This window comes from Micromonospora sp. NPDC005087, assembly GCF_042872965.1.
Taxonomy (GTDB): domain Bacteria; phylum Actinomycetota; class Actinomycetes; order Mycobacteriales; family Micromonosporaceae; genus Micromonospora.
In genome coordinates, this window is record NZ_JBIALB010000008.1 from 135,807 (window position 1) to 160,001 (window position 24,195).

25 protein-coding genes are annotated in these 24,195 nt (G+C 71.2%); 20 read left to right on the plus strand and 5 right to left on the minus strand.

Annotated elements, in window-relative coordinates:
• Positions 1–59: 59 nt before the first annotated feature.
• Positions 60–1,148: a peptide chain release factor 1 gene (gene prfA, locus ACFYPS_RS20095; protein ID WP_354963834.1), complete on the plus strand. Its 1,089-nt coding sequence runs from the start codon at positions 60–62 to the stop codon at positions 1,146–1,148.
• 49 nt (positions 1,149–1,197) lie between these two features.
• Here the strand turns inward: prfA and ACFYPS_RS20100 are convergent, their stop codons facing one another.
• On the minus strand, positions 1,198–2,745 hold the full coding sequence (locus ACFYPS_RS20100; protein WP_354963835.1) for a GGDEF domain-containing protein: 1,548 nt from the start codon (positions 2,743–2,745) through the stop codon (positions 1,198–1,200).
• Positions 2,746–2,817: 72 nt separating this feature from the next.
• Between ACFYPS_RS20100 and prmC the strand changes: the two genes are divergently transcribed.
• The 4 genes from prmC to ACFYPS_RS20120 all read left to right on the plus strand — a co-directional run bounded on the left by prmC (position 2,818) and on the right by ACFYPS_RS20120 (position 7,245).
• A complete protein-coding gene (prmC, locus tag ACFYPS_RS20105; protein ID WP_354963836.1) occupies positions 2,818–3,765 on the plus strand; it encodes a peptide chain release factor N(5)-glutamine methyltransferase in 948 nt (315 codons plus the stop codon).
• Positions 3,765–4,412, plus strand: coding sequence for an L-threonylcarbamoyladenylate synthase (locus ACFYPS_RS20110; RefSeq protein ID WP_089021912.1), 648 nt, complete (start codon positions 3,765–3,767; stop codon positions 4,410–4,412). Before prmC ends, ACFYPS_RS20110 begins: the two co-directional genes overlap by 1 nt.
• Entirely contained in the window at positions 4,413–5,024 is a 612-nt protein-coding gene (locus ACFYPS_RS20115; RefSeq protein WP_354963837.1) for a phosphotyrosine protein phosphatase, read from the plus strand. It begins immediately after the preceding gene.
• A gap of 106 nt (positions 5,025–5,130) precedes the next feature.
• Positions 5,131–7,245, plus strand: coding sequence for a transglycosylase domain-containing protein (locus ACFYPS_RS20120; protein ID WP_354963838.1), 2,115 nt, complete (start codon positions 5,131–5,133; stop codon positions 7,243–7,245).
• 24 nt (positions 7,246–7,269) lie between these two features.
• Here ACFYPS_RS20120 and ACFYPS_RS20125 read toward each other — a convergent pair whose 3' ends face one another.
• A complete protein-coding gene (locus ACFYPS_RS20125; protein ID WP_354963839.1) occupies positions 7,270–8,757 on the minus strand; it encodes an SDR family oxidoreductase in 1,488 nt (495 codons plus the stop codon).
• 35 nt (positions 8,758–8,792) lie between these two features.
• Between ACFYPS_RS20125 and glyA the strand changes: the two genes are divergently transcribed.
• The 13 genes from glyA to ACFYPS_RS20190 all read left to right on the plus strand — a co-directional run bounded on the left by glyA (position 8,793) and on the right by ACFYPS_RS20190 (position 19,757).
• On the plus strand, positions 8,793–10,082 hold the full coding sequence (gene glyA / locus ACFYPS_RS20130; RefSeq protein ID WP_354963840.1) for a serine hydroxymethyltransferase: 1,290 nt from the start codon (positions 8,793–8,795) through the stop codon (positions 10,080–10,082).
• A complete protein-coding gene (locus ACFYPS_RS20135) occupies positions 10,075–10,500 on the plus strand; it encodes a hypothetical protein (RefSeq protein WP_354963841.1) in 426 nt (141 codons plus the stop codon). Before glyA ends, ACFYPS_RS20135 begins: the two co-directional genes overlap by 8 nt.
• Before the next feature lie 189 nt (positions 10,501–10,689).
• Complete coding sequence (locus ACFYPS_RS20140; RefSeq protein WP_091405894.1) at positions 10,690–10,926, plus strand: AtpZ/AtpI family protein; 237 nt, start codon at positions 10,690–10,692, stop codon at positions 10,924–10,926.
• 11 nt (positions 10,927–10,937) lie between these two features.
• A complete protein-coding gene (atpB, locus tag ACFYPS_RS20145; protein ID WP_354963842.1) occupies positions 10,938–11,735 on the plus strand; it encodes a F0F1 ATP synthase subunit A in 798 nt (265 codons plus the stop codon).
• Between the two features lie 63 nt (positions 11,736–11,798).
• Positions 11,799–12,029 (plus strand): ATP synthase F0 subunit C, encoded by a 231-nt coding sequence (locus ACFYPS_RS20150; protein ID WP_354963843.1) that lies wholly within the window; start codon positions 11,799–11,801, stop codon positions 12,027–12,029.
• A 26-nt stretch (positions 12,030–12,055) separates the two neighbouring features.
• Positions 12,056–12,595, plus strand: a complete 540-nt coding sequence (locus ACFYPS_RS20155) for a F0F1 ATP synthase subunit B (protein WP_354963844.1) — start codon at positions 12,056–12,058, stop codon at positions 12,593–12,595.
• Positions 12,595–13,416: a F0F1 ATP synthase subunit delta gene (locus ACFYPS_RS20160; RefSeq protein WP_354963845.1), complete on the plus strand. Its 822-nt coding sequence runs from the start codon at positions 12,595–12,597 to the stop codon at positions 13,414–13,416. Before ACFYPS_RS20155 ends, ACFYPS_RS20160 begins: the two co-directional genes overlap by 1 nt.
• 117 nt (positions 13,417–13,533) lie before the next feature.
• Positions 13,534–15,186: a F0F1 ATP synthase subunit alpha gene (gene atpA, locus ACFYPS_RS20165; RefSeq protein ID WP_354963846.1), complete on the plus strand. Its 1,653-nt coding sequence runs from the start codon at positions 13,534–13,536 to the stop codon at positions 15,184–15,186.
• Positions 15,187–15,190: 4 nt separating this feature from the next.
• The gene (locus tag ACFYPS_RS20170) at positions 15,191–16,120 is read left to right on the plus strand and encodes a F0F1 ATP synthase subunit gamma (protein WP_354963847.1); all 930 of its coding nucleotides are present in this window, start codon (positions 15,191–15,193) and stop codon (positions 16,118–16,120) included.
• A complete protein-coding gene (atpD, locus tag ACFYPS_RS20175) occupies positions 16,120–17,556 on the plus strand; it encodes a F0F1 ATP synthase subunit beta (protein WP_354963848.1) in 1,437 nt (478 codons plus the stop codon). The genes ACFYPS_RS20170 and atpD overlap by 1 nt, the downstream gene beginning before the upstream one ends.
• A gap of 219 nt (positions 17,557–17,775) precedes the next feature.
• On the plus strand, positions 17,776–18,918 hold the full coding sequence (locus ACFYPS_RS20180) for an LCP family protein (RefSeq protein ID WP_354963849.1): 1,143 nt from the start codon (positions 17,776–17,778) through the stop codon (positions 18,916–18,918).
• Positions 18,919–19,007: 89 nt separating this feature from the next.
• Entirely contained in the window at positions 19,008–19,289 is a 282-nt protein-coding gene (locus ACFYPS_RS20185) for a F0F1 ATP synthase subunit epsilon (RefSeq protein ID WP_354963850.1), read from the plus strand.
• A gap of 12 nt (positions 19,290–19,301) precedes the next feature.
• Positions 19,302–19,757 (plus strand): DUF2550 domain-containing protein, encoded by a 456-nt coding sequence (locus ACFYPS_RS20190; RefSeq protein WP_363757145.1) that lies wholly within the window; start codon positions 19,302–19,304, stop codon positions 19,755–19,757.
• Positions 19,758–19,885: 128 nt separating this feature from the next.
• On the opposite strand, the gene ACFYPS_RS20195 is transcribed toward ACFYPS_RS20190, so the two are convergent.
• Together ACFYPS_RS20195 and ACFYPS_RS20200 are read right to left on the minus strand one after the other, a co-directional pair.
• On the minus strand, positions 19,886–20,260 hold the full coding sequence (locus ACFYPS_RS20195) for a VOC family protein (RefSeq protein WP_354963852.1): 375 nt from the start codon (positions 20,258–20,260) through the stop codon (positions 19,886–19,888).
• A 26-nt stretch (positions 20,261–20,286) separates the two neighbouring features.
• Positions 20,287–20,859, minus strand: a complete 573-nt coding sequence (locus ACFYPS_RS20200; protein WP_210909719.1) for a cob(I)yrinic acid a,c-diamide adenosyltransferase — start codon at positions 20,857–20,859, stop codon at positions 20,287–20,289.
• Here ACFYPS_RS20200 and murA point away from each other — a divergent pair.
• A complete protein-coding gene (murA, locus tag ACFYPS_RS20205; protein WP_354963853.1) occupies positions 20,858–22,300 on the plus strand; it encodes a UDP-N-acetylglucosamine 1-carboxyvinyltransferase in 1,443 nt (480 codons plus the stop codon). The genes ACFYPS_RS20200 and murA overlap by 2 nt on opposite strands.
• Positions 22,301–22,410: 110 nt before the next feature.
• The gene (locus ACFYPS_RS20210) at positions 22,411–23,259 is read left to right on the plus strand and encodes a 3-hydroxyacyl-CoA dehydrogenase family protein (RefSeq protein WP_354963854.1); all 849 of its coding nucleotides are present in this window, start codon (positions 22,411–22,413) and stop codon (positions 23,257–23,259) included.
• 177 nt (positions 23,260–23,436) lie between these two features.
• On the opposite strand, the gene ACFYPS_RS20215 is transcribed toward ACFYPS_RS20210, so the two are convergent.
• Positions 23,437–24,141 (minus strand): alpha/beta hydrolase-fold protein, encoded by a 705-nt coding sequence (locus ACFYPS_RS20215; RefSeq protein ID WP_354963855.1) that lies wholly within the window; start codon positions 24,139–24,141, stop codon positions 23,437–23,439.
• Positions 24,142–24,195 lie beyond the last annotated feature (54 nt).

A 24,195-nucleotide genomic window follows, 5' to 3' on the forward strand; every position in this document is an offset into this window, starting at 1 on the left:
GGCGACCGGCACTCGGTCCGGCCCGGCCGGCGCCGCACCCTCGAAGGAGCATCCGCAGCATGAGCAGCGAGCGTCTGGCCGGCCTCCTCGACGAGTACGCGCAGCTGGAGAAGCGGCTGGCCGATCCGGCGATCCACGCCGACCAGTCCACCGCGCGGCGGGTCGGCCGCCGGTACGCCGAGCTCGTGCCACTGCACAAGGCTGCCGGCGAGCTGGAGCAGGCGCGCGCCGACTTGGTCGCGGCCCGCGAGCTGGCGGCCGAGGATCCCTCCTTCGCTGCCGAGACCGAGGCGATCGCGGCGTCCCTGCCGGTCCTGGAGGAGCGTCTCGCCGAGCTGCTCATCCCGCGTGACCCGCACGACGCCAAGGACGTGATCGTCGAGATCAAGGCCGGTGAGGGCGGCGAGGAGTCGGCGTTGTTCGCCGGTGACCTGCTGCGGATGTACACCCGGTACGCCGAGCGCCACGGCTGGATCACCGAGGTGATCGACGCACAGGACTCCGACCTGGGCGGGGTCAAGGACGTCTCGCTGTCGATCAAGACCAAGGGCGTCCCCGAGGGCGGCAACGGCGTCTGGTCGCGGCTCAAGTGGGAGGGCGGCGTGCACCGGGTGCAGCGCGTTCCGGTCACCGAGTCGCAGGGTCGGATCCACACCAGCGCCGCCGGGGTGCTGGTGCTGCCGGAGGCCGAGGACGTCGACGTCAGCATCGACCAGAACGACCTGCGGATCGACGTGTTCCGCTCGTCCGGCCCGGGCGGCCAGTCGGTGAACACCACCGACTCGGCGGTGCGGATCACCCACCTGCCGACCGGCATCGTCGTCTCCTGCCAGAACGAGAAGTCCCAGTTGCAGAACCGGGAGCAGGCCATGCGGATCCTGCGGGCCCGGCTGCTCGCCGCCGCTCAGGAGCAGGCCGACGCGGCCGCCTCGGACGCCCGCAAGGCGCAGGTGCGCACGGTGGACCGCTCGGAGCGGATCCGCACCTACAACTTCCCGCAGAACCGGATCACCGACCACCGGATCGGCTACACGGCGTACAACCTGGATCTGGCACTGGCCGGCGAGCTGGACGGGGTGCTGGACGCCCTGACCGAGGCCGACCGCGCCGCCCGGCTGGCCGGCGACACCGAGCTGACCCGCCGCTGACCGCGGCGCCGCGGGGGCGCGGGGGCGCCGCCCGGCGGGCACCCGGCGGTCAGCTCGCGCGCGGACGGCTCTTGGCTCGCAGCATCTCCCGGTCGGCCTCCTCGAAGGCGACGCTGAGCGCGTCCCGCAGCCCACTTCCGACGGAGACCTCGGCGAAGCCGATGCTCACCCCGACCGGCGTCCCCGGCACCAGCGACTCCCAGTCCTCGGCGCGGACCGCCGCTTCGATCCGGCGGGCCACCTCGGCGGCCTCGGTCATGCCGGTGTCCGGCAGCACCACCACGAACTCGTCACCGCCGTAGCGGGCCACGAAGTCGCCCCGCCGCATCACCCGGTTGATCACCCCGGCGATGCGTTGCAGCACCAGGTCGCCGGAGTGGTGCCCGTGCCGGGTGTTGACCGCCTTGAAGCCGTCCAGGTCGCAGACGCCGATCACCACCCGCTCGCCGCGGGTGACCACGGCGGTGATGTACCGCTCCAGCCGCCGCCGGTTGGGCAGCCCGGTGAGCGGGTCGGTCAGCGCCTCGCCCTCGAACCGCGCCGCCTCGCGGCGCATCTCCTCGTGGTCGATCCGGGCGGCGATGCCGTCGATGTAGACGTCGCGCAACCGGTCGTTGCGCTGCGCGGCGAGCCGGAACGCGAGCCGGTCAGCCCGGTGCGCCGCCACGTGGTCCCCGGCCCGGGCCAGCGCGATGCTGCGCAGCCGGGCCGGCTCGGCCGCGCCGAGCGTCTCCGTGGACACCCGGATGGAGTCCAGCCGGGTGACCGCCTCGATCGGCCGCCCGGCGGCGACGGCCAGGCAGACCTGACCGAGTTGACGCATGTCGCGCGCCCGGGCGCTGTCCCCGCCGTGGCCGAGCAGCCGGGACGGATCGCCGTCTCCGCCGGACTCCACCCGGTCGCCGAGCGCGGCCTGCCGGGCGGCCGCGTAGCCGTACGCGGCGAGGCTGCTGGGACGCAGCCGGCCGGCCCGCCCGGCGTTCATGAACCGGGCCAGGTCGGCGGCGACGTCCCGCAGCACGCGCAGGCAGCCGTCGCTGTCGCCGTTGTGGTCCAGCGCCACGGCGTTGCGCAGCCGGATGCCGGGCGCGGCGAACGTCTCCTCCGGGATCCCGGCGGTCAGCCCCAGCTGCCGGGCCCGTTCGATCGCCCCGAGGGCGTACCCGTGGAAGCTGAGGTAGCTGTACGCCATCGCGAGGTCGTGCCAGCCCCAGGCGGTGTCCCGGTCCGGGTCCTCCACGGCGCCCAGCGCCCGGGCGGCCTTGACCAGGTGGGTGACGCAGCGGTCCAGTGCGCCCTGGTGGTGCGCGGCGAGCGCGGCCAGCGCGTTGAGGTGCCCGTGCAGATAGGGCTCGGCGAGGTCGCGGACCGCCGCCGAGGCCTCCTCGATGGCCCGGGTGAACTCCGCCGTGCGTCCGAGATTGATCAGCGCGGAGAGTCGCTGCACCATGGCGTCCGCTCGCGCCGCCGGGTCCGTCGTGCTGCGGATCACCCGCTCCAGCAGCGCGTACGACTCTGCGGAACGACTGGCCTCCTGCAACGCCCGGGCGTGCTTGAGGGCGTCAACCTGGTCATCGACCCGGTCGAGCCAGCCCACTCGCGACCTCCCGTCGTGTGCGCCTCGACGCACCCGTTCGTGGCGTCGCCTGCGACGCTTCATGATTATCGCGTGACTACTCTGCCGCAACACCCCCCCGAAGGGACAGGCCGGCTCCGTCCGTCCGCCGCGGTGGCCCGGGCGGCCCGGTTGCTCGCCGCCGCCGGGGTGGGCCCGGCACGGGTGGAGGCCGAGCTGCTGGCGGCGTACGTGCTGGGGGTGCCCCGGGGTCGGCTGGCGCTCGCCGACGACCTGACCGACGAGCATCGGGCCCGGCTCGACGAGTTGGTGCGCCGCCGCGCCGCCCGGGAGCCGTTGCAGCACCTGACCGGTCGCGCCGGGTTCCGGCACCTGGAGCTGGCGGTCGGCCCGGGCGTCTTCGTGCCCCGGCCGGAGACCGAGCTGCTGGCCGGCTGGGGCCTCGAACAGGGCCAGCGCCGGCCCGACCCGCTGGTGGTGGACCTGTGCAGCGGTTCCGGTGCGATCGCGCTGGCGGTCGCTCAGGAGCTGCCGGGGGCGCGGGTGGTGGCGGTGGAGCGGTCCCCGGCGGCGCTGGCCTGGCTGCGCCGCAACGCGGCGGAGCGCGCCGAGGCGGGGGACCGCCCGATCGAGGTGGTCGAGGCCGATGTCACCGCGCCGGACCTGCTGGCCGACCTGGTCGGCCGGGTGGACGTGCTGCTCTGCAACCCCCCGTACGTGCCGGTCGAGGTGGTGGTGCCGCCGGAGGTGGCCGGGCACGACCCGGCGGAGGCGGTCTTCGGCGGCGTGGACGGTCTGGCGGTGATCCGGCCGGTGATCATCCGGGCGGCGGCGCTGCTGCGCGCGGGCGGCGTGATCGGGGTCGAGCACGACGACACGCACGGTTCGGCGGTGCCCGAGCTGCTCGCCGCGGACGGCCGGTTTACCGCGATCACGGAGCATCCGGACCTCACCGGCCGTCCTCGCTACGCCACCGCATCCCGACGGGCGGACGGCCGGCACGCCCCGGGCGGGACGGCGTGGCAGACTGACTCCTCGTGATGCTCTACGACTGCCGGTCGCCCGCCGATCGGGACCGCGGCATCGCTGCGGCCATCGAGGCGGTCAAGAACGGCGAGCTGGTCGTCCTGCCGACGGACACCGTCTACGGCATCGGCGCGGACGCGTTCACCCCGTACGCGGTCAAGGCGCTGCTGGATGCGAAGGGCCGGGGGCGGCAGATGCCGCCACCGGTGCTGATCGGCTCGCGGCAGACCCTGGACGGGTTGGTCTTCTCGCTGCCCAGCGCCGCGCGGGACCTGGTGGAGGCGTTCTGGCCGGGTGCGTTGACGATCGTTGTCGAGCACTCACCGAGCCTGCAGTGGGATCTCGGCGACAAGTCGGGCACGGTGGCGGTGCGGATGCCGCTGCACCCGGTGGCGCTGGAGGTGCTGCGCGAGACCGGCCCGATGGCGGTCTCCTCGGCGAACAAGACCGGCCAGCCGGCCGCGGTCACCGCGGAGGAGGCGCGCGACCAGCTCAGCTACTCCGTGCGGGCGTACCTGGAGGCCGGGCCCTGCCCGGACCCGGTGCCCAGCACGATCGTGGACCTGACCGGTGAGGTGCCGCAGCTGCTGCGGGCCGGCGCGATCCCGCTGGAGAAGCTGCGCGACGTGGTGCCGGATCTCGTCGACGGCCGGGGGGTCTGAGTGCCCCCGTTCACCGTGCTGCACGTCTGCATGGGCAACATCTGCCGCTCGCCGATGGCCGAGCGGCTGGTGGCCCTGGCGGTGCGGGAGCGGTTGGCGCGGCGCGAGCAGGATCCGGCCCGGGCCGAGGAGCTGCTGCACAGCCACAGCGCCGGCACGGGCGGTTGGCACGCCGGCGAGGAGATGAACCCGCCGGCGGCCCGGCAGGTCGTCGGCCGGGGCGGGGACGTCGAGGGTTTCGCGGCGCGCAAGCTGCGCTCGGAGCACATCGACGCCGCCGACCTGGTCCTGACCGCGACCGCGGATCAGCAGGAGTACGTGGTGGCGCTTCGTCCGGACGCGGCGGCCCGCACCTTCGTGCTGGGTGAGTTCGGCCGCCTGCTGGCCGCGGTGGACGCCGCCGCGCTGCCGTCGGCCGAGGCGACCCCGGAGGCGGTGTACGCCCGGGGCGTGGCTCTGGTGGCGGCGGCTCACGACGCCCGGTTGGGCGCCTCGCTGCTGCCGAGCGACGATCTCGACGACCCGTGGGGTCGCGGCGACCAGTGCTTCAGCCGGGTGGCCGACGAGATCGAGGAGACGGTCCACCCGCTGGCCGCCGCGCTGCTTCCCTGAGCGGCGTGCGAGTTTCCTCCGGGTTTGGGGAAAACCCGGGGCGAAAGGGGCGTTCCGGGTCATTCTGAACGGGTCCTAGCGTGACCGGCTCCTGCGGGGAGAGCTGATGATCCGGGCCCATCTCGACAAACTGCTGACCGTGGTGATCGCCGGTGTGCTGGCCGGCCTGGTGCTGGCAGCGGCCGCCCTGCCGGTGGCCCTGGTCTTCGGGATCGGCTTCAGCGCACTGTCCACGCCCTACTCGGAGCTGCCGAACACGCTGCGCACGCCACCCACCGCCCAGCGCTCCAACCTGTACGCCAACGACGGCACCACCCTGATCACCTCCTTCTACCAGGAGGACCGGGTGGACGTGCCGCTGCAGGAGGTCGCGCCGGTGATGCGCCAGGCCATCGTGGCCGCCGAGGACGTCCGGTTCTTCCAGCACAGCGGGGTGGACCTGCGCGGTGTGGTGCGCGCGTTCACCGTGAACAAGCGCGACGGTCAGACCCGACAGGGCGCCTCCACGCTGACCATGCAGTACGTCCGCAACGTCCTCAGCAGCGATCCCCGGCTGACCGAGAGCCAGCGCAGGGCGGCCACCGAGGTCACCACCGCCCGCAAGATCCAGGAAATGCGGTACGCGCTGGCGCTGGAGCGGGAGCTGAGCAAGGACGAGATCCTCACCCGCTACCTCAACATCGCCTATTTCGGCGCCGGGGCGTACGGCATCGCGGCGGCCAGCAAGCGCTACTTCTCCCGGTCCCCGGCCGAGCTGACAGTGGCGCAGGCCGCGCTGCTGGCCGGGCTGGTCCAGTCACCGGACAGCGACGACCCGATCAACGGCGACGCCGACAGCGCCCTGCGCCGGCGGGCGTACGTGCTGAACCAGTTGGTGGAGTCGAGCCACGTGTCGGCGGACGCGGCGGCGGCGGCGCGGGACGAGCCGCTGGACCTGCGGCCCAGCGAGACCCCGAACGACTGCGCGGCCGTGCCGGACGGGCACAACGACTGGGGATTCTTCTGCGACTGGTTCACCCGCTGGTGGAGCGACCAGTCGGCGTTCGGGTCGACCGCCGACGAGCGGCAGCGCACACTGCGCCGGGGTGGGTTCTCCATCGTCTCCTCGCTCGACCCGGCGGTGCAGCGGGCCACCACCGAGCAGGTGCTGCGGATCTACCAGCCGACCGAGGCCCGGGCGGTGCCGACCGCGGTGGTGCAACCCGGCACCGGTCGGGTGCTGGCGATGGCGGTGAACCGCAGCTACAGCGTGGCGGACAACCCGGCCGGGCAGAAGAACCACCCGAACACGGTGAATCAGCTGGTGGCCGGCGGCGGGGCGATCGAGGGGTACCAGGGCGGGTCGACGTTCAAGCTCTTCACCATGCTGGCCGCGCTGGAGTCCGGGCTGCCGCTGTCGACCGAGTTCACCGCCCCGACCCGGCTGGTCACGAAGTTCCCGGTGACCGGGGAGGCGAGCTGTGACGGCCGCTGGTGTCCGGTGAACGCCACCCCCTCGTCGATGGACGGCCCGCGCACCATGTGGACCGCGTTCGGGCGTTCGGTGAACACGTACTTCGCCTGGCTCACCGAGCGGGTCGGCGCCGACCGGGTGGTGGAGATGGCCGAGCGGCTCGGCATCGTGCTGCGCGCCGACTCGGACGCCCGGCTGGCCCGGTACGGGGCGAAGAACTGGGGCCCGTTCACCCTGGGCGTGGCCGCGACGACCCCGCTCGACCTGGCCACGGCGTACGCCACGGTGGCGGCCGAGGGGACCTGGTGCGCCCCGCTGCCGGTGGTCTCGATCAGCGACTCGGCCGGCCACCCGGTCGACGCCGCGAAACCGGACTGCCGGCAGGTGCTCGACCCCGATGTGGCCCGGGCGGCCGCCGACGCGGCCCGCTGCCCGGTCGGCGACCAGTCGATGTACGGGCGTTGCGACGGCGCCACGGCACCCGGGCTGCGGTCCGGCCTCGGCCGCCCGGTCGCCGGCAAGACCGGCAGCTCGGAGCGGTACGAGACGGAGACGGTGGTGGCGTTCACGCCGCAGCTCGCGGTGGCCTCGATGGCGGCGAACCCGGACGACCCCCGCGACGCGGTGGGTGAGGCGGTGCAGGCCCGGATGGTGGACGCGGTCGGCAAGGTGCTCACCTTCGCCCTGCGCGACCAGCCGGTGCGGGATTTCGTCCCGCCGAGTGAGCGGGTGGCCTTCCAGGTCACCGGCGCCCGTACGGGCAACTGAGTCGCGCGGTTCCGGTCGGCGGGGTCAGCCGGTGTGCGGGGCGGGACGGTCGGGGGCCTGCTCGGCGCCGCGGGCGATGTTGCGGGCCATCCCGCCGAAGACCATCGCGTGGAACGGGGCCACCGACCCCCAGTAGGCGTGCCCGGCCAGCCCGCGCGGCAGGAAGACCGCGCGTTGCTGGTAGCGGCTGCGGCCGTTGTCGGCGGGCAGCACCCGCATCTCCAGCCAGGCCCGGCCGGGCAGCCGCATCTCGGCGCGCAGCCGCAGCAGTTCGCCCGGGACGATCTCCTCCACCCGCCAGAAGTCCAGGGCCTCACCGACCTGAAGGCGGTGCGGGTCGCGCCGGCCCCGGCGCAGCCCGACGCCACCGATCAGTCGGTCCAGCCAGCCGCGGATCGACCAGGCGAGCGGGAACGAGTACCAGCCGTGCTCGCCGCCGACACCTTCGATGACCCGCCAGAGCTCCGCCGGCGGCGCATCCACCGTCCGTTCCCGGAGGTCGGTGTAGGCGGTGCCGCCGGACCAGTCCGGGTCGGAGGGCAGTGGCTCGGCCGGGGCGTCCGGCCCGCTCGCGGTCGACCAGCGGGTCTCCACCTGGGCGTCGCGCACCCTGGCCAGCGCCAGCGCCACCGCCTGGTCGAAGCCGGTCAACCCGCCCGGGGGGTCGGGGACGTATCGGGCGATGTCGTGTTCGTGCGCGATCGCCTCGTGGACCAGGCTCTCCACCAGCGGGCGGGCGATGGCGTTCGGCACCGGGGTGACCAGGCCGACCCAGTGCGACGAGAGCGACGGGGTCAGCGGGCGGACCGGCACGATGACCCGCCGGCGCAGGCCGGCCACCCGGGCGTAGCGCTGCATCATGTCGCGGAAGCTGAGCACGTCCGGCCCGCCGATGTCGAAGCCGCGGTTGACCTCCGGCGGCAGCGTGGTGCAGCCGGCCAGGTAGCGCAGCACGTCGCGGACCGCGATCGGCTGGATCCGGTTGCTCACCCAGCGCGGGGTGACCATGGCGGGCAGCCGCTCGGTCAGGTAGCGCAGCATCTCGAACGACGCCGAGCCGGAGCCGATGATCACCGCGGCGCGGAGCACCGCCGTGGGCACGCCGCTGGCCAGCAGGATCCGGCCCACCTCGGCCCGGGACCGCAGGTGCGGCGAGGGGACCTCCTCGTCGGGCGCCGGCTCCGGGCCGCCCAGGTAGACGATCCGGCGTACGCCGGCAGCGCGGGCCGCCTCCGCGAAGTTCGTCGCCGCCGTCCGGTCGGCCGCCTCGAAGTCGGCTCGGCCCAGCGAGTGCACCAGGAAGTAGGCGACGTCCACGTCGGCGAACGCGGCGGGCAGTGTCTCCGGCCTGCTCAGGTCTCCCTCGACGATCTCGGCCGCCGAGGCCCAGGGCACGTCGCGCAGCCGCACGGCCTTGCGGGCCAGGCAGCGCACGGTGTGCCCTTCGTTGAGCAGCAGGGGCACCAGCCGCCCGCCGATGTATCCGGTGGCTCCGGTGACGAGGCATCGCACGGCTTCCAGTGTGCGGCCCCCTAGACTCGTTCGCTGTGGAGACCGAGACGAGCACCTTCTGGGGGCCGGATTTCGCGCAGCTCAGGGCAACCGATCCGGAGATCGCCGGGGTGGTCCTCGGCGAGCTGGACCGGTTGCGGGGCGGCCTGCAGCTCATCGCCAGCGAGAACCTGACCTCGCCGGCGGTGCTGGCCGCGCTCGGTTCGACGCTGACCAACAAGTACGCCGAGGGCTACCCGGGCCGGCGCTACTACGGCGGCTGCGCCGAGGTGGACCGGGCCGAGGAGATCGGCATCGCCCGGGCGAAGGAGCTCTTCGGGGCCGAGCACGCCAACCTCCAGCCGCACTCCGGGGCGAGCGCCAACCTGGCCGCGTACGCCGCGCTGGTGCAGCCGGGGGACACGGTGCTGGCGATGGACCTGCCGCACGGCGGGCACCTGACCCACGGCAGCCGGGTGAACTTCTCCGGGAAGTGGTTCGCCACGGTGGGGTACACCGTCCGTCCGGACACCGAGCTGATCGACTACGACGAGGTGCGGGACCTGGCCCGGGCGCACCGGCCCAAGATGATCATCTGCGGCGCCACCGCGTACCCCCGGCTGATCGACTTCGTCCGGTTCCGGGAGATCGCCGACGAGGTCGGCGCGTACCTGATGGTGGACGCGGCGCACTTCATCGGCCTGGTCGCCGGCCGGGCGATCCCGTCCCCGGTGCCGTACGCCGATGTCGTCTGCGCCACCACCCACAAGGTGCTGCGCGGCCCGCGCGGCGGCATGATCCTCTGCCGCGAGTCGCTGGCGCAGCGGATCGACAAGGCGGTCTTCCCGTTCACCCAGGGCGGCCCGCTGATGCACGCGGTCGCGGCCAAGGCGGTCGCGCTGCGCGAGGCCGCCCAGCCCGAATTCCAGACGTACGCCGGTCAGGTGATCAGCAACGCACAGGCGCTCGCCGCCGGGCTGGCCGCCGAGGGCATGCGCCCGGTGTCCGGGGGCACCGACACCCACCTCGCCCTGATCGACCTGCGGGAGCTGGGCGTGACCGGCACCGAGGCCGAGGCGCGCTGCGACGCCGCGTCGATCACCCTGAACAAGAACGCGATCCCGTACGACCCGCAGCCGCCGATGGTGGCCTCCGGCATCCGGGTGGGCACGCCCAGCGTCACCACCCAGGGTATGCGGGAGGGGGAGCTGCGCCAGGTGGCCGCCCTGATCGCGCGGGCGGTACGCGCCGATCCCGGGGCACCGGGCGGCACAGACGAGCTGTCCCGGGTCGGTGCCGAAGTGGCCGAGCTGGTCGCCGCGTTTCCGGCGTACCCCCGTGGCTGAGCCCGAGGTTGTCGCGGCCGACACCAACCGGCGCTGGCGGCTGCGGCACCTGCCGGTGCTCCTGGCCGCGTCGGTGGCGCTGGCCGCGGTCGCCGCGGTGGTCGCTGGCGCGACCGGCGGCATGACGGCCGCGCTCGGCGCGGCGGCCGGGGTCGGTGTCACGGTGCTCAGCTACACCCTCACCACCGTGGTGCTGGCCTGGGCCGACGAGATCAACCCGCAGCTGGTGCTGCCCCTCGGGCTGGGCCTGTACGCGCTGAAGTTCACCCTGCTGGGTGTGGTGCTGGTGGCCGTGGCGTCGGCCGATTGGCCCGGGTTGATCCCGCTCTGCTTCGGCATCGTCGCCGGGGTGGCAGTGTGGACAGCGGTGCACCTCTGGTGGCTGACCACGGTGCACGCCCGCCGGCCGCGGGGCTGACCTGGCCGTCGGCCGGTCGTCCCACCCAGCGGACGCGCCACAATGTGTCGGCCTCCGGTCATTTTCCGACGGGCGGAAGGGGAGTAGCGTGCCCACAGACGACGCGGCCCCCGAGATGCCCACACAACGACGGTTGTGCGGGGGGTGAGGCACAGCCTCGTCTTCCCGGCTGATATCGTTCGCCCCGTCATGGCTGGTGACCAAACCCCCCGTCCCGCCGGTGAACCGGACGACTATCCGTCCGGCGCCGGTCAGGGTTGGACCGCGCTCAGCTACCTCATCGGAGGCATGCTCGTGTGGGGTTTCATCGGCTGGCTGGTCGACCAGTGGCTCGACACCGGTGGCGTCGCCACCGGGATCGGCGTCGTGCTCGGCGTGACCGGGGGGATCATCCTCGTCGTCCGCCGGCTCGGCACGCCTACTTAGGAAGGGACACGGTGCTCGGACAGGCGAACGTTCTGGCAGCAGGCCAGGCGGCATTCCCACCCAGTGTGGACGACTTCTACCTGCCCGCCATCGTGCCCTGGGGTGTGGAAAACGCTCCTTGGTTCACCAAGTTCACGGCGATGATCTGGATCGCGGTCGGCGTCCTGATCATCTTCTTCCTGGCGACCTACCGGAAGCCGCAGCTGGTGCCGACCAAGAAGCAGTGGTTCGCCGAGTCGATCTACGGCTTCGTCCGGAACAACATTGCGGTCGACATGATCGGGCACCAGGGCGTGCGGTTCGCGCCGTACTTCACCACGCTGTTCTGCTTCGTGCTGCTGGCGAACGCGTTCGCGATCATCCCGTTCTTCCAGATCTCGCCGAACTCGCACATCGCCTTCCCGGCGATCCTCGCGGTGCTCAGCTACGTGCTGTTCAACTACATCGGCATCCGGCACCACGGCTTCGTCAAATACTTCAAGCACGCCCTGATCCCGCCGGCACCGTGGTACATCCTGCCGCTGCTGATCCCGATCGAGGCGTTCTCGACCTTCATCATCCGGCCGTTCTCGTTGGCCGTCCGTCTCTTCGCGAACATGTTCGCCGGCCACATGCTCCTGCTGGTCTTCACGCTCGGCGGCTTCGCGATGCTCAATGCCAACGCCTGGCTGGCACCGATCTCGGTGGTGTCCTGGGTGATGACCGTGGCGCTGACCCTTCTCGAGGCGCTGGTCATCGTCCTGCAGGCCTACGTCTTCACCGTGCTGAGCGCCAGCTACATCCAGGGCGCGCTCGCCGAAGCGCACTGATCCACGCACCAACCGTTGTCGTCCCGCGTGAGAGTCACGCGTGATAACCAGGAGGAACCACTAATGGACGTTATCGCCGCGGTAGAGGGCAGCACCGCCGCCATCGGCTACGGCCTCGCGGCCATCGGCCCGGGCATCGGCGTTGGCCTGGTGTTCGCCGCCTACATCCAGTCGACCGCCCGGCAGCCCGAGTCGTCCCGCATGACCCTGCCGTACGTCTGGATCGGCTTCGCCGTCATCGAGGCGCTGGCGCTGTTCGGCATCGCCTTCGGCTTCATCTGGGCCGGCAACTGATCCCGCCCTTAGACCGGGAGGTAACCATGTATTTCCTCGCCGCTGAGGGTGGTGAGTCGACCCACAACCCGATCATCCCGATTTGGCAGGAGATCGTGGTCGGCACGGTCGCCTTCGCCGTGCTCTGCTTCGTGCTGATGAAGTTCGTCTTCCCCCGCATGGAGCAGACGTTCCAGGCTCGGGTCGACGCGATCGAGGGCGGCATCAAGCGCGCCGAGGCCGCCCAGGCCGAGGCGAACCAGCTGCTCGAGCAGTACCGTGCCCAGCTCGCCGAGGCCCGCACCGACGCCGCGAAGATCCGCGACGACGCCCGGGCCGACGCCGAGGGGATCCGGCAGGACGTCCTCGCCAAGGCGCGGGAAGAGTCCGACCGGATCATCGCGGCCGGCAAGGACCAGCTCGCCGCCGAGCGGGCCACCATCGTGCGCGAGCTGCGCACCGAGGTCGGCACGATCGCGGTGGACCTGGCCAGCAAGATCGTCGGTGAGTCGCTGGCCGACGAGGCGCGGCGCAAGGGCACCGTCGACCGGTTCCTGAGCGGTCTCGAGAGCACGGGGGCCCGCTGATGCAGGCCGCCAGCCGGGAGTCGTACAAGGTCGCGGCCGAGCGCCTCGACGCGTACGTCCGCGGCGCGGAGCCGTCGGCGGTGGCCTCCACCGCTGACGCCGTCCTCTCCGTCGCCGCCCTGCTGCGGCGTGAGCCGCGGCTGCGCCGGGCGCTGTCCGAGCCGGCCCGCTCCGGCGAGGACCGGGGCGCTCTGCTCGGCAACATGCTGGGTGGTCGGATCGGCGCAGACGCGCTCGACCTGCTCGTGTCGCTGGTCTCCGGCCGCTGGTCGGCACCGTCGGAGTTGCTCGACGGCACCGAGCGGCTGGGCGTGGAGGCGCTGCTGGCCAGCGCCGACAAGGCCGGCGACCTGGGCGAGGTCGAGGACGAGCTGTTCCGCTTCGGCCAGGTCGTCACGGGTCAGTCGGCGCTGAGCAACGCGCTGGCCGACCCGGTCGCTCCAATCGAGAAGCGGGTCGCCCTGGCCCGTGATCTGCTCGCCGACAAGGCGCGCCCGGTCACCGTCCGCCTCGTCGAGGTGGCGTTGAGTGGGTTCGGTGGACGCTCCTTCATCGGGGCGCTCACCCGGCTGGTGGAGCTCGCCGCCGAGCGACGCGACCGGCAGGTGGCGTACGTGACCGTCGCGGCCCCGTTGAGTGACGAGGACGAGCGGCGGCTGGGTGCGAGCCTCACCGCGATATACGGTCGAGAGGTCTCCATCAAGCAGACGGTCGACCCCGACGTCCTGGGTGGCGTGAGCGTGCGGGTCGGCTCCGACCTGTACGACGGCACGATCCTGCGCCGCCTCAACGAGACCCGCAACGCGCTCGCGAAGCGCTGAGCGGCTCCGCCGCCCAGCGTTGCGGCGGCTTCGCCGCGCAGCGCCCGGAATGACAGACGCCATTCGGACCGGTCGGTACTAGGTATCCCGGGCCCCTGAATTTTAAGGAAGCAGAGGATGGCCGAGCTGACCATCTCGACGGAGGAGATCCGCGGCGCCCTTGAGCGCTACGTCTCCTCCTACTCGACCGACGTCTCCCGCGAGGAGGTCGGCACCGTCGCCGACACCGGTGACGGCATCGCCCACGTCGAGGGCCTGCCCTCGACCAAGACCAACGAGCTGCTGGAGTTCGAGGACGGCACGCTCGGCGTGGCGCTGAACCTCGACGTCCGGGAAATCGGTGTCGTCGTTCTCGGTGACGCCGCCAAGCTCGCGGAGGGGCAGCGCGTCAAGCGCACCGACCGGGTGCTCTCCGTGCCGGTCGGCGACGCCTTCCTCGGCCGCGTGGTCAACGCGCTCGGCCAGCCGATCGACGGCCTCGGCGACATCGCCGACGAGGGCTACCGCGAGCTGGAGCTGCAGGCTCCGAACGTGATGTCCCGGCAGTCGGTGTTCGAGCCGCTGCAGACCGGCATCAAGGCGATCGACGCGATGACGCCGATCGGCCGGGGCCAGCGGCAGCTGATCATCGGTGACCGGAAGACCGGCAAGACCACGGTCGCCCTGGACGCCATCCTCAACCAGCGGGACAACTGGCGCACCGGCGACCCGAAGAAGCAGGTCCGCTGCATCTACGTCGCCATCGGCCAGAAGGCCTCCACGATCGCCTCCATCAAGGGCCAGCTGGAGGAGGCGGGCGCGATGGAGTACACCACCATCGTCGCCTCCCCGGCGTCCGACCCGGCCGGCTTCAAGTACATCGCCCCGTACACCGGCTCGTCCATCGGGCAGCACTGGATGTACGGCGGCAAGCACGTCCTGATCGTCTTCGACGACCTGAGCAAGCAGGCCGAGGCGTACCGGGCCGTGTCGCTGCTGCTGCGCCGCCCGCCGGGCCGCGAGGCGTACCCGGGTGACGTCTTCTACCTGCACTCCCGCCTGCTGGAGCGCTGCGCGAAGCTCTCCGACGAGCTGGGTGGCGGCTCGATGACCGGTCTGCCGATCATCGAGACGAAGGCCAACGACATCTCGGCCTTCATCCCGACCAACGTCATCTCGATCACCGACGGCCAGATCTTCCTGGAGACCGACCTGTTCAACCAGGGCGTCCGTCCGGCGATCAACGTCGGGACCTCGGTCTCCCGGGTCGGTGGCGCCGCGCAGGTGAAGCCGATGCGTAAGGTTGCCGGTTCGCTGCGCCTCAACCTGGCCCAGTACCGCGAGCTGGAGGCGTTCGCCGCCTTCGCCTCCGACCTGGACAAGGCCTCCCGGGCCCAGCTGGACCGCGGTGTCCGGCTGGTCGAGCTGCTCAAGCAGCCGAACTACTCGCCGTACCCGGTGCAGGAAGAGGTCGTCACGGTCTGGGCCGGCACAGAGGGCAAGCTGGACGACATCCCGGTGGGTGAGATCCGGCGCTTCGAGTCCGAGTTCCTGCAGTACCTGCGGCACAAGCACGCGGGTGTGCTGGCCGGGATCGCCGACAACCAGTGGAGCGACGAGATCATCGGCTCCCTGGACAACGCGATCAGCGAGTTCAAGCAGGTCTTCCTTGGCAAGGCCGACGAGCGTCGGGTCAACGACGCGCCGGCCGCGCCGCTGGAGGGCGACGAGAACCGCGAGACGGTGACCCGCTTCCGCGACAGCGCGACCGACCGCCCGGCCGAGAGCTGATCCCATGGCGGCCCAGGTACGCGTTCTTCGTCAACGGATCCGCTCGGCGAAGTCGATGAAGAAGATCACCAAGGCGATGGAGCTCGTGGCGACGAGCCGGATCGCCAAGGCCCAGGCCCGGGTGCAGGCGTCCCTGCCGTACGCCCAGGCCATCACCGGCGTGCTCACGGCGCTGGCGTCCAACGCGCGGATCGACCACCCGCTGCTCACCCCGCGCGAGCGGGTGCGGCGGGCGGGCGTCCTGCTGGTCACCAGCGACCGTGGCCTGGCCGGCGGCTACAGCGCCAGCGCGATCAAGACGGCGGAGTCGCTCATCGCGCGGCTCCGGGCGGACGGCAAGGAGCCGGTGCTCTACGTCATCGGGCGTAAGGGCGTCGGGTTCTACCGGTTCCGCAACCGGCCGATCGAGGCGAACTGGACGGGGTTCAGCGAGCAGCCGTCGTTCGAGGACGCCCGCACGGTGGGTGAGACGCTGATCAAGGCGTTCACGGCCGGTGCGGACGACGTCGACGGCGGTGCCGGTGCGGACGGGGTGCTCGGCGTCGACGAGCTGCACATCGTCTACACCGAGTTCCACTCGCTGATGACGCAGACTCCGGTCGCCAAGATCATCGGTCCGATGCAGGTGGAGGACCGGCCGCGCTCCGAGGGGCTGCTGCCGGCGTACGAGTTCGAGCCGGAGGCGGAGGCGCTGCTCGACGCGCTCCTGCCGAGGTACATCAACACGCGGATCTACGCGGCGTTGATCGAGTCGGCGGCGAGTGAGTCGGCGGCACGGCGGCGGGCGATGAAGAGCGCCACCGACAACGCCGAAGAGATGATCGAGAAGTACACGCGTGAGATGAACTCGGCTCGCCAGGCCGGGATCACCCAGGAGATCAGCGAGATCGTCGGCGGCGCCAACGCGCTGGCCGCGTCGGGAAGTGAAGTGTGATGACTGCACCAGTAGAGACCAAGACGGCCACGGGTCGCGTGGTCCGGGTCATCGGCCCGGTCGTCGACGCCGAGTTCCCGCGCGACGCCATGCCGGCCCTGTTCAACGCCCTGAACGTTGACGTGAACCTGTCCGGCGGTGAGAAGACGCTGACCCTGGAGGTCGCCCAGCACCTGGGTGACAACCTGGTCCGTGCCATCTCGATGCAGCCGACGGACGGCCTGGTCCGCGGCGCGGAGGTGCGTGACCGCGGCAAGCCGATCACCGTGCCGGTGGGCGACGCGGTCAAGGGCCACGTGTTCAACGCGATCGGCGAGGTGCTCAACCTCACCGAGGGCGAGACCCTGACCCCGGACGACCACTGGGGTATCCACCGCAAGGCCCCGGCCTTCGCGGACCTGGAGCCGAAGACCGAGATGCTGGAGACCGGCATCAAGGTCATCGACCTGCTCGCCCCGTACGTCAAGGGCGGCAAGATCGGCCTGTTCGGCGGCGCGGGTGTGGGCAAGACGGTGCTCATCCAGGAGATGATCACCCGTGTGGCCCGCAACTTCGGTGGTACCTCGGTCTTCGCCGGCGTGGGTGAGCGCACCCGTGAGGGCAACGACCTCATCGCCGAGATGACCGAGTCCGGTGTCATCGAGAAGACCGCGCTGGTCTACGGCCAGATGGACGAGCCGCCGGGCACCCGGCTGCGGGTGGCGCTCTCCGCGCTGACCATGGCCGAGTACTTCCGCGACGTCAAGAAGCAGGAGGTGCTGCTCTTCATCGACAACATCTTCCGCTTCACCCAGGCCGGCTCGGAGGTCTCCACCCTGCTCGGCCGTATGCCGAGCGCGGTGGGCTACCAGCCGACCCTGGCCGACGAGATGGGCGAGCTCCAGGAGCGGATCACCTCCGTCCGGGGCCAGGCCATCACCTCCATGCAGGCGATCTACGTGCCGGCGGACGACTACACCGACCCCGCCCCGGCCACCACGTTCGCCCACCTGGACGCGACCACCAACCTGGAGCGGTCGATCTCCGACAAGGGCATCTACCCGGCCGTGGACCCGCTGGCGTCCTCGTCCCGGATCCTCGCCCCGGAGTTCGTCGGCGCCGAGCATTTCCAGGTCGCCACCGAGGTGAAGCGGATCCTGCAGCGCTACAAGGACCTGCAGGACATCATCGCCATCCTCGGCATCGAGGAGCTCTCCGAGGAAGACAAGATCACCGTGGCCCGGGCCCGGCGGATCGAGCGCTTCCTGTCGCAGAACACCTACGCTGCGGAGCAGTTCACCGGCGTGGCGGGCTCGACGGTCCCGATCAAGGAGACCATCGAGGCGTTCCGCAAGATCAGCGAGGGCGAGTACGACCACTTCCCCGAGCAGGCGTTCTTCATGTGCGGCGGTCTCGAGGACCTGGAGCGCAAGGCTGAGGAGCTGATGAAGGGCTGACAGCCCGATCAGATCTGTAACAAAAAGACTGCCCCGGCCATGCCGGGGCAGTCTTTTGTTCATTTTCACGCCTTATCATCGCCGCGGTCCGTTACTCGTGGTCGTCGGTTCCGTACCACCCGAGATACGGTCGGTCGGCGCTCACGTGAACGAGCGTTGATCTTTGCAACCTTTCGGCTACGTGCGCCCGTCTCCTCTTCGTGGGCGTAACGAACGGAGATGCTCGTGGGTAAGGCCGTCAAGAGTGGCCGTAAGCCGTCCATCTGGCGGGGCGTGCCGCGCTGGGCCAGGGTCTGCACGGTGTTCGGCACCGTGCTGACCATGCTCAGCGGGGCGGTGCTGGTCGGCACCGAGGTGCTGATGGCCCGCTACGAGGGCGCGGTCGGCAAGGCCGACCTCTTCGGCGACCAGGCGGCCGGTGCCCAGGCGAAGAAGACCGACATCAAGGGCCCGCTCAACATCCTGCTGGTCGGCATCGACCCGCGTACGCCGACAGCGGCGCCACTGGCCGACTCGATCATGGTGTTGCACGTGCCCGCGTCGATGGACCGGGCCTATCTGTTCTCGCTGCCGCGGGACCTCTACGTGCACATCCCCTCGTTCAAGAAGGCCGAGTTCGCCGGCGAGACCACGAAGATCAACGCCGCCATGTCGTTCGGCAGCCGGGTGCCGGGAGGGAACCCCGACGCGGCGCGGGGCTTCGAGCTGCTGGCCACCACTGTGCAGAACGTGACCGGCATCAAGCGGTTCGACGCGGGCGCGATCATCAACTTCACCGGCTTCCAGAAGATCGTCGACGCGATGGGCGGCGTCGACATGTACGTCGAGCGGGAAGTGCGCTCCGAGCACAAGCAGCCGGACGGCAAGCCGCGGCCGGGCAACACGCGCGGCGAGGGCTACGTCGGCCCGCAGGCGGTCTACGAGAAGGGCAACCAGCACCTCAGCGGGTGGCAGGCGCTGGACTACGTCCGGCAGCGCTACCCGAAGAACGGTGTCCCGGACTCTGACTACGGCCGGCAGCGTCACCAGCAGCAGTTCGTCAAGGCCATGGTCGGTCAGGCGTTCAGCGCCGACGTGGTGTCCAACCCGATCAAGCTGGACAAGGTGCTCCGCGCCGCGGGCCAGTCGCTGATCTTCAACGGCCGTGGCAACAGCGTGATCGACTTCGGGCTCGCCCTGAAGAGCATCCGCCCGAACACCATTCAGATGATCAAGCTCCCGGGTGGCGGGGTCTTCGACGGTAAGAAGTACAAGGGTGAGCAGTTCAAGCCCGGCGTGTCGGACTTCTTCACCGCCCTGCACAATGAACAACTGGACCCGTTCCTGCTGGAGCACCCGGAATTCCAGAACAAGACCAAGTAGCCGTGGCGCAGCTCTCCCCACCCGCCTTGGGGGCGGGTCAGCGTCAGGACTAGACTTTCGGCAATCCGCCGCCGCAGCAAGGAGACAGCGTGGCACAGCAGCTTCACGTCGAGCTCGTCGCCGTCGAGGAGAAGGTCTGGTCCGGTGACGCCGAGATGGTCGTCGCCCGGACGACCGAGGGTGAGCTCGGTGTCCTGCCGGGGCACGCGCCGCTGCTCGGCCAGCTCGCCGAGCCCGGCCAGGTGCGCATCAAGCTGGCTGGCGGTGAGCAGGTCTCCTACGACGTGGCCGGCGGCTTCCTCTCGGTGAGCGCCGACGGTGTCATCGTCCTGGCCGAGAGCGCGACCCCGGTCTCCGCGCAGAGCCACTGAGCCGTACCGGGGATGGAGATCGTCGAGGGAATCGGGATCGGCGTCGCCGTCATCCTCGGTGCGCTCCTCATCCTCTTCGTCCGGCGGGCCCTGGTCACCCGCAGCGGTGGCATCATCCGGCTCAGCGTCCGGGTCTCCACCATGCTCGACGGCCGCGGATGGTCGCCCGGCTTCGGCCGGTTCGCCGGTGACGAGCTGCGCTGGTACCGGATGTTCAGCTTCGCCCTGCGGCCCAAGCGGGTGCTCTCCCGCAAGGGGCTCGCGGTGGAGCGCCGCCGGTTGCCGGAGGGTCAGGAACGTCTCTCCATGCCGGCCGACTGGGTGATCCTCCGCTGTACCAGTCACCATGCACCGGTGGAGATCGCCATGGCGCGGTCTACAGTGACCGGTTTCCTCTCCTGGCTCGAGGCCGCCCCTCCGGGGGCGGTCTCGCCGCGTATGGCCTCCCAAGATTGGCCCGCTGCCTAGTTCCCTCTCACCGTTGGGGGTTTCCGGGGAGCCCGCCCGGCTGCGGGCGGTCAGGCTTGATCCCTCCGCCGGGCGGGCTCCCCGGATACCCTGCCGGGGCACTGTGCGTCGTTCGGGCGCGCTATCTATCAACTGCCGTTACTGGTGGCGACTAGTTCTGCCTCGTAGCCGTGGTTGTCGGTGAGGTAGGCGGCGTAGGTGTCGGGGCCGCCGGCGTGCGGATGGCGGTCCGGGAAGAGCAGCGTCCAGCCGTACGCCGGGGCTGTCGTCACGAGCCGGTCCACGGCGGCCGGCGGGCCGGCGTGGAAGGCCAGGTGGTTCAGCCCCGGAGCCAGCCGATCGTGCCGGGGCCCGGAGAGCGCTGACGACTGCTCCAGCACGATGTAGGTGGGGCCGAGGCGCCACGAGCGGCCGGCCGGCCAGTCCTGGTGCAGCGACCAGCCCAGCTCGCCCAGGAGCCAGCCCCAGCTACGCGTGGCGGCCGCGAGATCGGGAACCCACACCTCGACGTGGTGCAGCCCGCCGACGCTCAGCGCTTACCGCCCGGCACCCATAGCACATCTCCCGCCGGATTTGCCGTTCTTGACAGGATAAAGAGCAGATCGGAGAGCCGGTTGAGATACTTTGCCGGGAGCGGGCTGGTCCGTTCCGGATCGTGGCTGACCAGCGCCCACGCTGCTCGTTCGGCACGCCGGGCGATGGTCCGCGCCACGTGCAGCAGCGCCGCGCCTGCGGTGCCGCCGGGGAGGATGAAGGAGTCGAGCTTGCTCAGGCGTGCGTTGTACTCGTCGCACCAGCCCTCGAGGCGCTCGACGTACTCCTCGGTCACTCGCAGCGGCGGATACTTCGGCTCCGGCTCCACCGGCGTGGACAGGTCGGCGCCCACGTCGAACAGGTCGTTCTGGATCGACGCCAGCACGGCCCGCAGTTCCTCGTCGAGCTGGCCCAGGGCGAGCGCGACGCCGATCGCCGCGTTGCACTCGTCGACATCCGCGTACGCGGCGATCCGTGGATCGGTCTTCGGCACCTGCTCGTTGTTGCTCAGCCTGGTCATGCCGGCGTCGCCGGCCTTGGTGTAGATGCGCGTGAGGTGGACGGCCATGACGCACAGCCTACGGATACCGGACCTGACGATCCCGGCGCGGCCGGACACCACCGCCGGCTGGCCGGCGGTGGTGGGCCCCGGGGACGCGGGCGATCCGGCGGTCAACGATGTCGACGTCATCCGGGTACGCGGTGACGCCCGGCTGGCCGGCACCGTGCACGTGGTGGGTGCCAAGAACTCGGCGTTGAAGTTGATGGCAGCCGCGCTGCTCGCTCCGGGCCGGAGCGTGATCACCAACGTCCCGCGGATCACCGACATCGCGATCATGGGGGAGGTGCTGCGCCGGCTGGGGTGCGACGTGCGGTTCGACGCGGACGACCCGGTGGATCCGATGGTCGCGCGGGGCGGGGTGGCCCGGTCGCGCTCGGTGACCATCGATGTACCCGAACAGCCGGGCGCCGACGCGGACTACGACCTGGTCCGCCGGCTGCGTGCGTCGATCTGCGTGCTCGGCCCGTTGCTGGCCCGCCGGGGGTACGTGCGGGTGGCTCACCCGGGCGGCGACGCGATCGGCTCGCGCGGGCTGGACATGCACGTCTCCGGGCTGACCCGGATGGGCGCGGACATCTCCGGTGAGCACGGCTTCGTCATCGCTACCGCACCGCACGGGCTCCGCGGCGCGGACATCGTGCTGGACTTCCCCAGTGTGGGCGCCACCGAGAACCTGGTGATGGCGGCGGTGCTGGCCCAGGGCACCACGACGATCGACAACGCGGCTCGGGAGCCGGAGATCGTTGACATCTGCACCATGCTCAACCAGATGGGCGCGCGGATCTCCGGCGCCGGAACGTCCACCCTGCGGATCACCGGCGTACCCGGGCTGCGCCCGGTGCGGCACGCCACCGTGGGGGACCGGATCGTGGCCGGCACCTGGGCCTTCGGCGCGGCGATGACCCGAGGCGACGTGACCGTGACCGGGCTCGACCCGGCCTTCCTGGAGGTCGCGCTGGACAAGGTGGTGGCGGCCGGCGGCCTGGTGGAGACCCGGGGAGACGGCTTCCGGGTGCGGATGGACGACCGGCCCCGCGCGGTCGACGTGGTGACGCTGCCGTACCCGGGCTTCGCCACCGACCTGCTGCCGATGGCGATCGGCCTGGCCGCGGTCAGTGACGGTGCCTCGTTGATCACCGAGAACATCTTCGACGGCCGGTTCATGTTCGCCAACGAGATGATGCGCCTCGGCGCGGACATCAAGACCGACGGCCACCACGCGGTGGTCCGGGGCCGGAGCCGACTCTCCGGAGCGCCGGTGCGGGCCACGGACATTCGCGCCGGGGCCGGCCTGATCATCGCCGGGCTCTGCGCGGACGGGGCCACCGAGGTCTCCCACGTGCACCACGTCGACCGGGGCTACCCGGACTTCGTGGCTGACCTGCGCGCGCTCGGAGTGGCTGTCGAGCGCGGGACGACGCCGGAGGAGCCGGAGCTGGAAATCTGACGCAGACCGGGTCCAGGGGGTTGTCGGGTCTCCCGACAGCCCCTTAGCCGTCGTTCAGGCTCGCCGACTAGGGTGCAGGCAGGCACTCAATCGCAGCGAGGGAGAAGCAGATGGCGGGTCGACTCGCGGTCGTCGGGGCCGGGCTGATGGGCTCCGGCATCGCCCAGGTGGCGGCGCAGGCGGGCTGGCAGGTGACGCTGCGCGACCTGGACGACGCGGCCACCAAGCGAGGGCTCGGCGGCATTCGGAAGTCGCTGGAGAAGTTCGCCGAGAAGGGCAAGATCGAGGCGTCGGACGTCGAGGCGACGCTCGCCCGGATCACCCCGACCACCGACTTGGAGGCGGCGGCGGACGCGGACATCGTGGTCGAGGCGGTCTTCGAGCGTCTGGAGATCAAGCACGAGGTGTTTCGCGCCCTGGACAAGATCTGCAAGGCCGACGCGGTGCTCGCCACCAACACCTCGGCCATCCCGGTGACCCAGATCGCCGCGGTCACCGAGCGGCCCGAGGCGGTCGTCGGCACCCACTTCTTCTCCCCGGTGCCGATGATGCAGCTCTGCGAGCTGGTCCGCGGCTACAAGACCAGCGACGCCACGCTGGCCACCGTCCGGGCCTTCGCCGAGGAGATCGGCAAGACGGTGGTGGTGGTCAACCGGGACATCGCCGGCTTCGTGACCACCCGCCTGATCTCCGCCCTGGTGGTGGAGGCGGTCAAGCTCGTCGAGTCCGGCGTGGTGTCGGCGGAGGACCTGGACACCGCCTGTCGGCTGGGCTTCGGGCACGCCATGGGCCCGCTGGCCACCACCGACCTGACCGGCGTGGATGTGCTGCTGCACGCCTCGAAGAACATCTACACCGACACGGCGGACGAGAAGTTCTTCCCACCGGAGCTGCTCCAGCGCATGGTCACCGCCGGCGACCTGGGCCGCAAGACCGGCAAGGGCTTCTACACGTACTGAGAACACGCAGCTACGGGCCCGCAGTGGCGATCACTCGCTACCGCGGGCCCGGGGCGGTGCTCATCCCGGACTGGAAGCCGGGTCGGGGTCTGCCAGCGCTGCCGCGACGAAGTCGAAGGCGTCTGGGATGACCCGACCCCAGTAGCCGAAGTCGTGTCGGCCGTCGGCGTACTCCACCTAGGCGGCCGGCTCTGGAAGAGCACGCTCCAGCGCTTGCACGTCGGCGAGGAAGTCGTCCTGCCGACCGCACCAGATGCCCAGCCGAGTGCCGCGCAGCCGATCGACGCTGGCGAAGACGGCGTCGCCAGGTGCGACGGCGGGGGAGAAGGCCGCCACCGCCCGGAGGAACCCCGGCCAGGTCCCGGCGAGCAACAGCGAGCCGAAGCCCCCCATCGACCAGCCCCAGGCCGCCAGTCGGGCGGAATCGAAGCCCCGCTCGGCGCACCAGGCCGGTAGTTCCTCGCGCACCATCCGTTGCGGGTCGTCCCGCCCGGACGGACGCCAGGAGAGTCGGTCGCCGGTTGCCCCAGCGAGCACGAACGGCGGAGCGCCCCGGCGTACCGCGTCGGTCAGGAAACGGCCCAGGCCGAGCCCGGGGAAGTCCCGCGCGGTGGTGGAAGCGCCGTGCAGCACGAGGCAGACCGGCAGTCCCCGCCCGTCGCCGTACCCGTCCGGGACGGCCGTGTAGAAGTCGACCGTGCGGCCCCGCGCGGCGGACGGGCGGCTGGTGAGCCGTTCGTCGCCGGCCGGTGCCTTCGGAGGCACCGGCCGTGCCGGCGCGGGCCGGATCAGGTCGCGCGCCGTCCAGCCGATGCCGACGGCCAGTGCACCCGCCCCCGCCCCCGCGAGCAGGAGACCACGCCGGGTCGGTCGAGCCGCCATGGTCCGAGTGTCGCAGCCCTTGGCGGAACCCGGTGTCCCGTCGTGCGGTCGAAA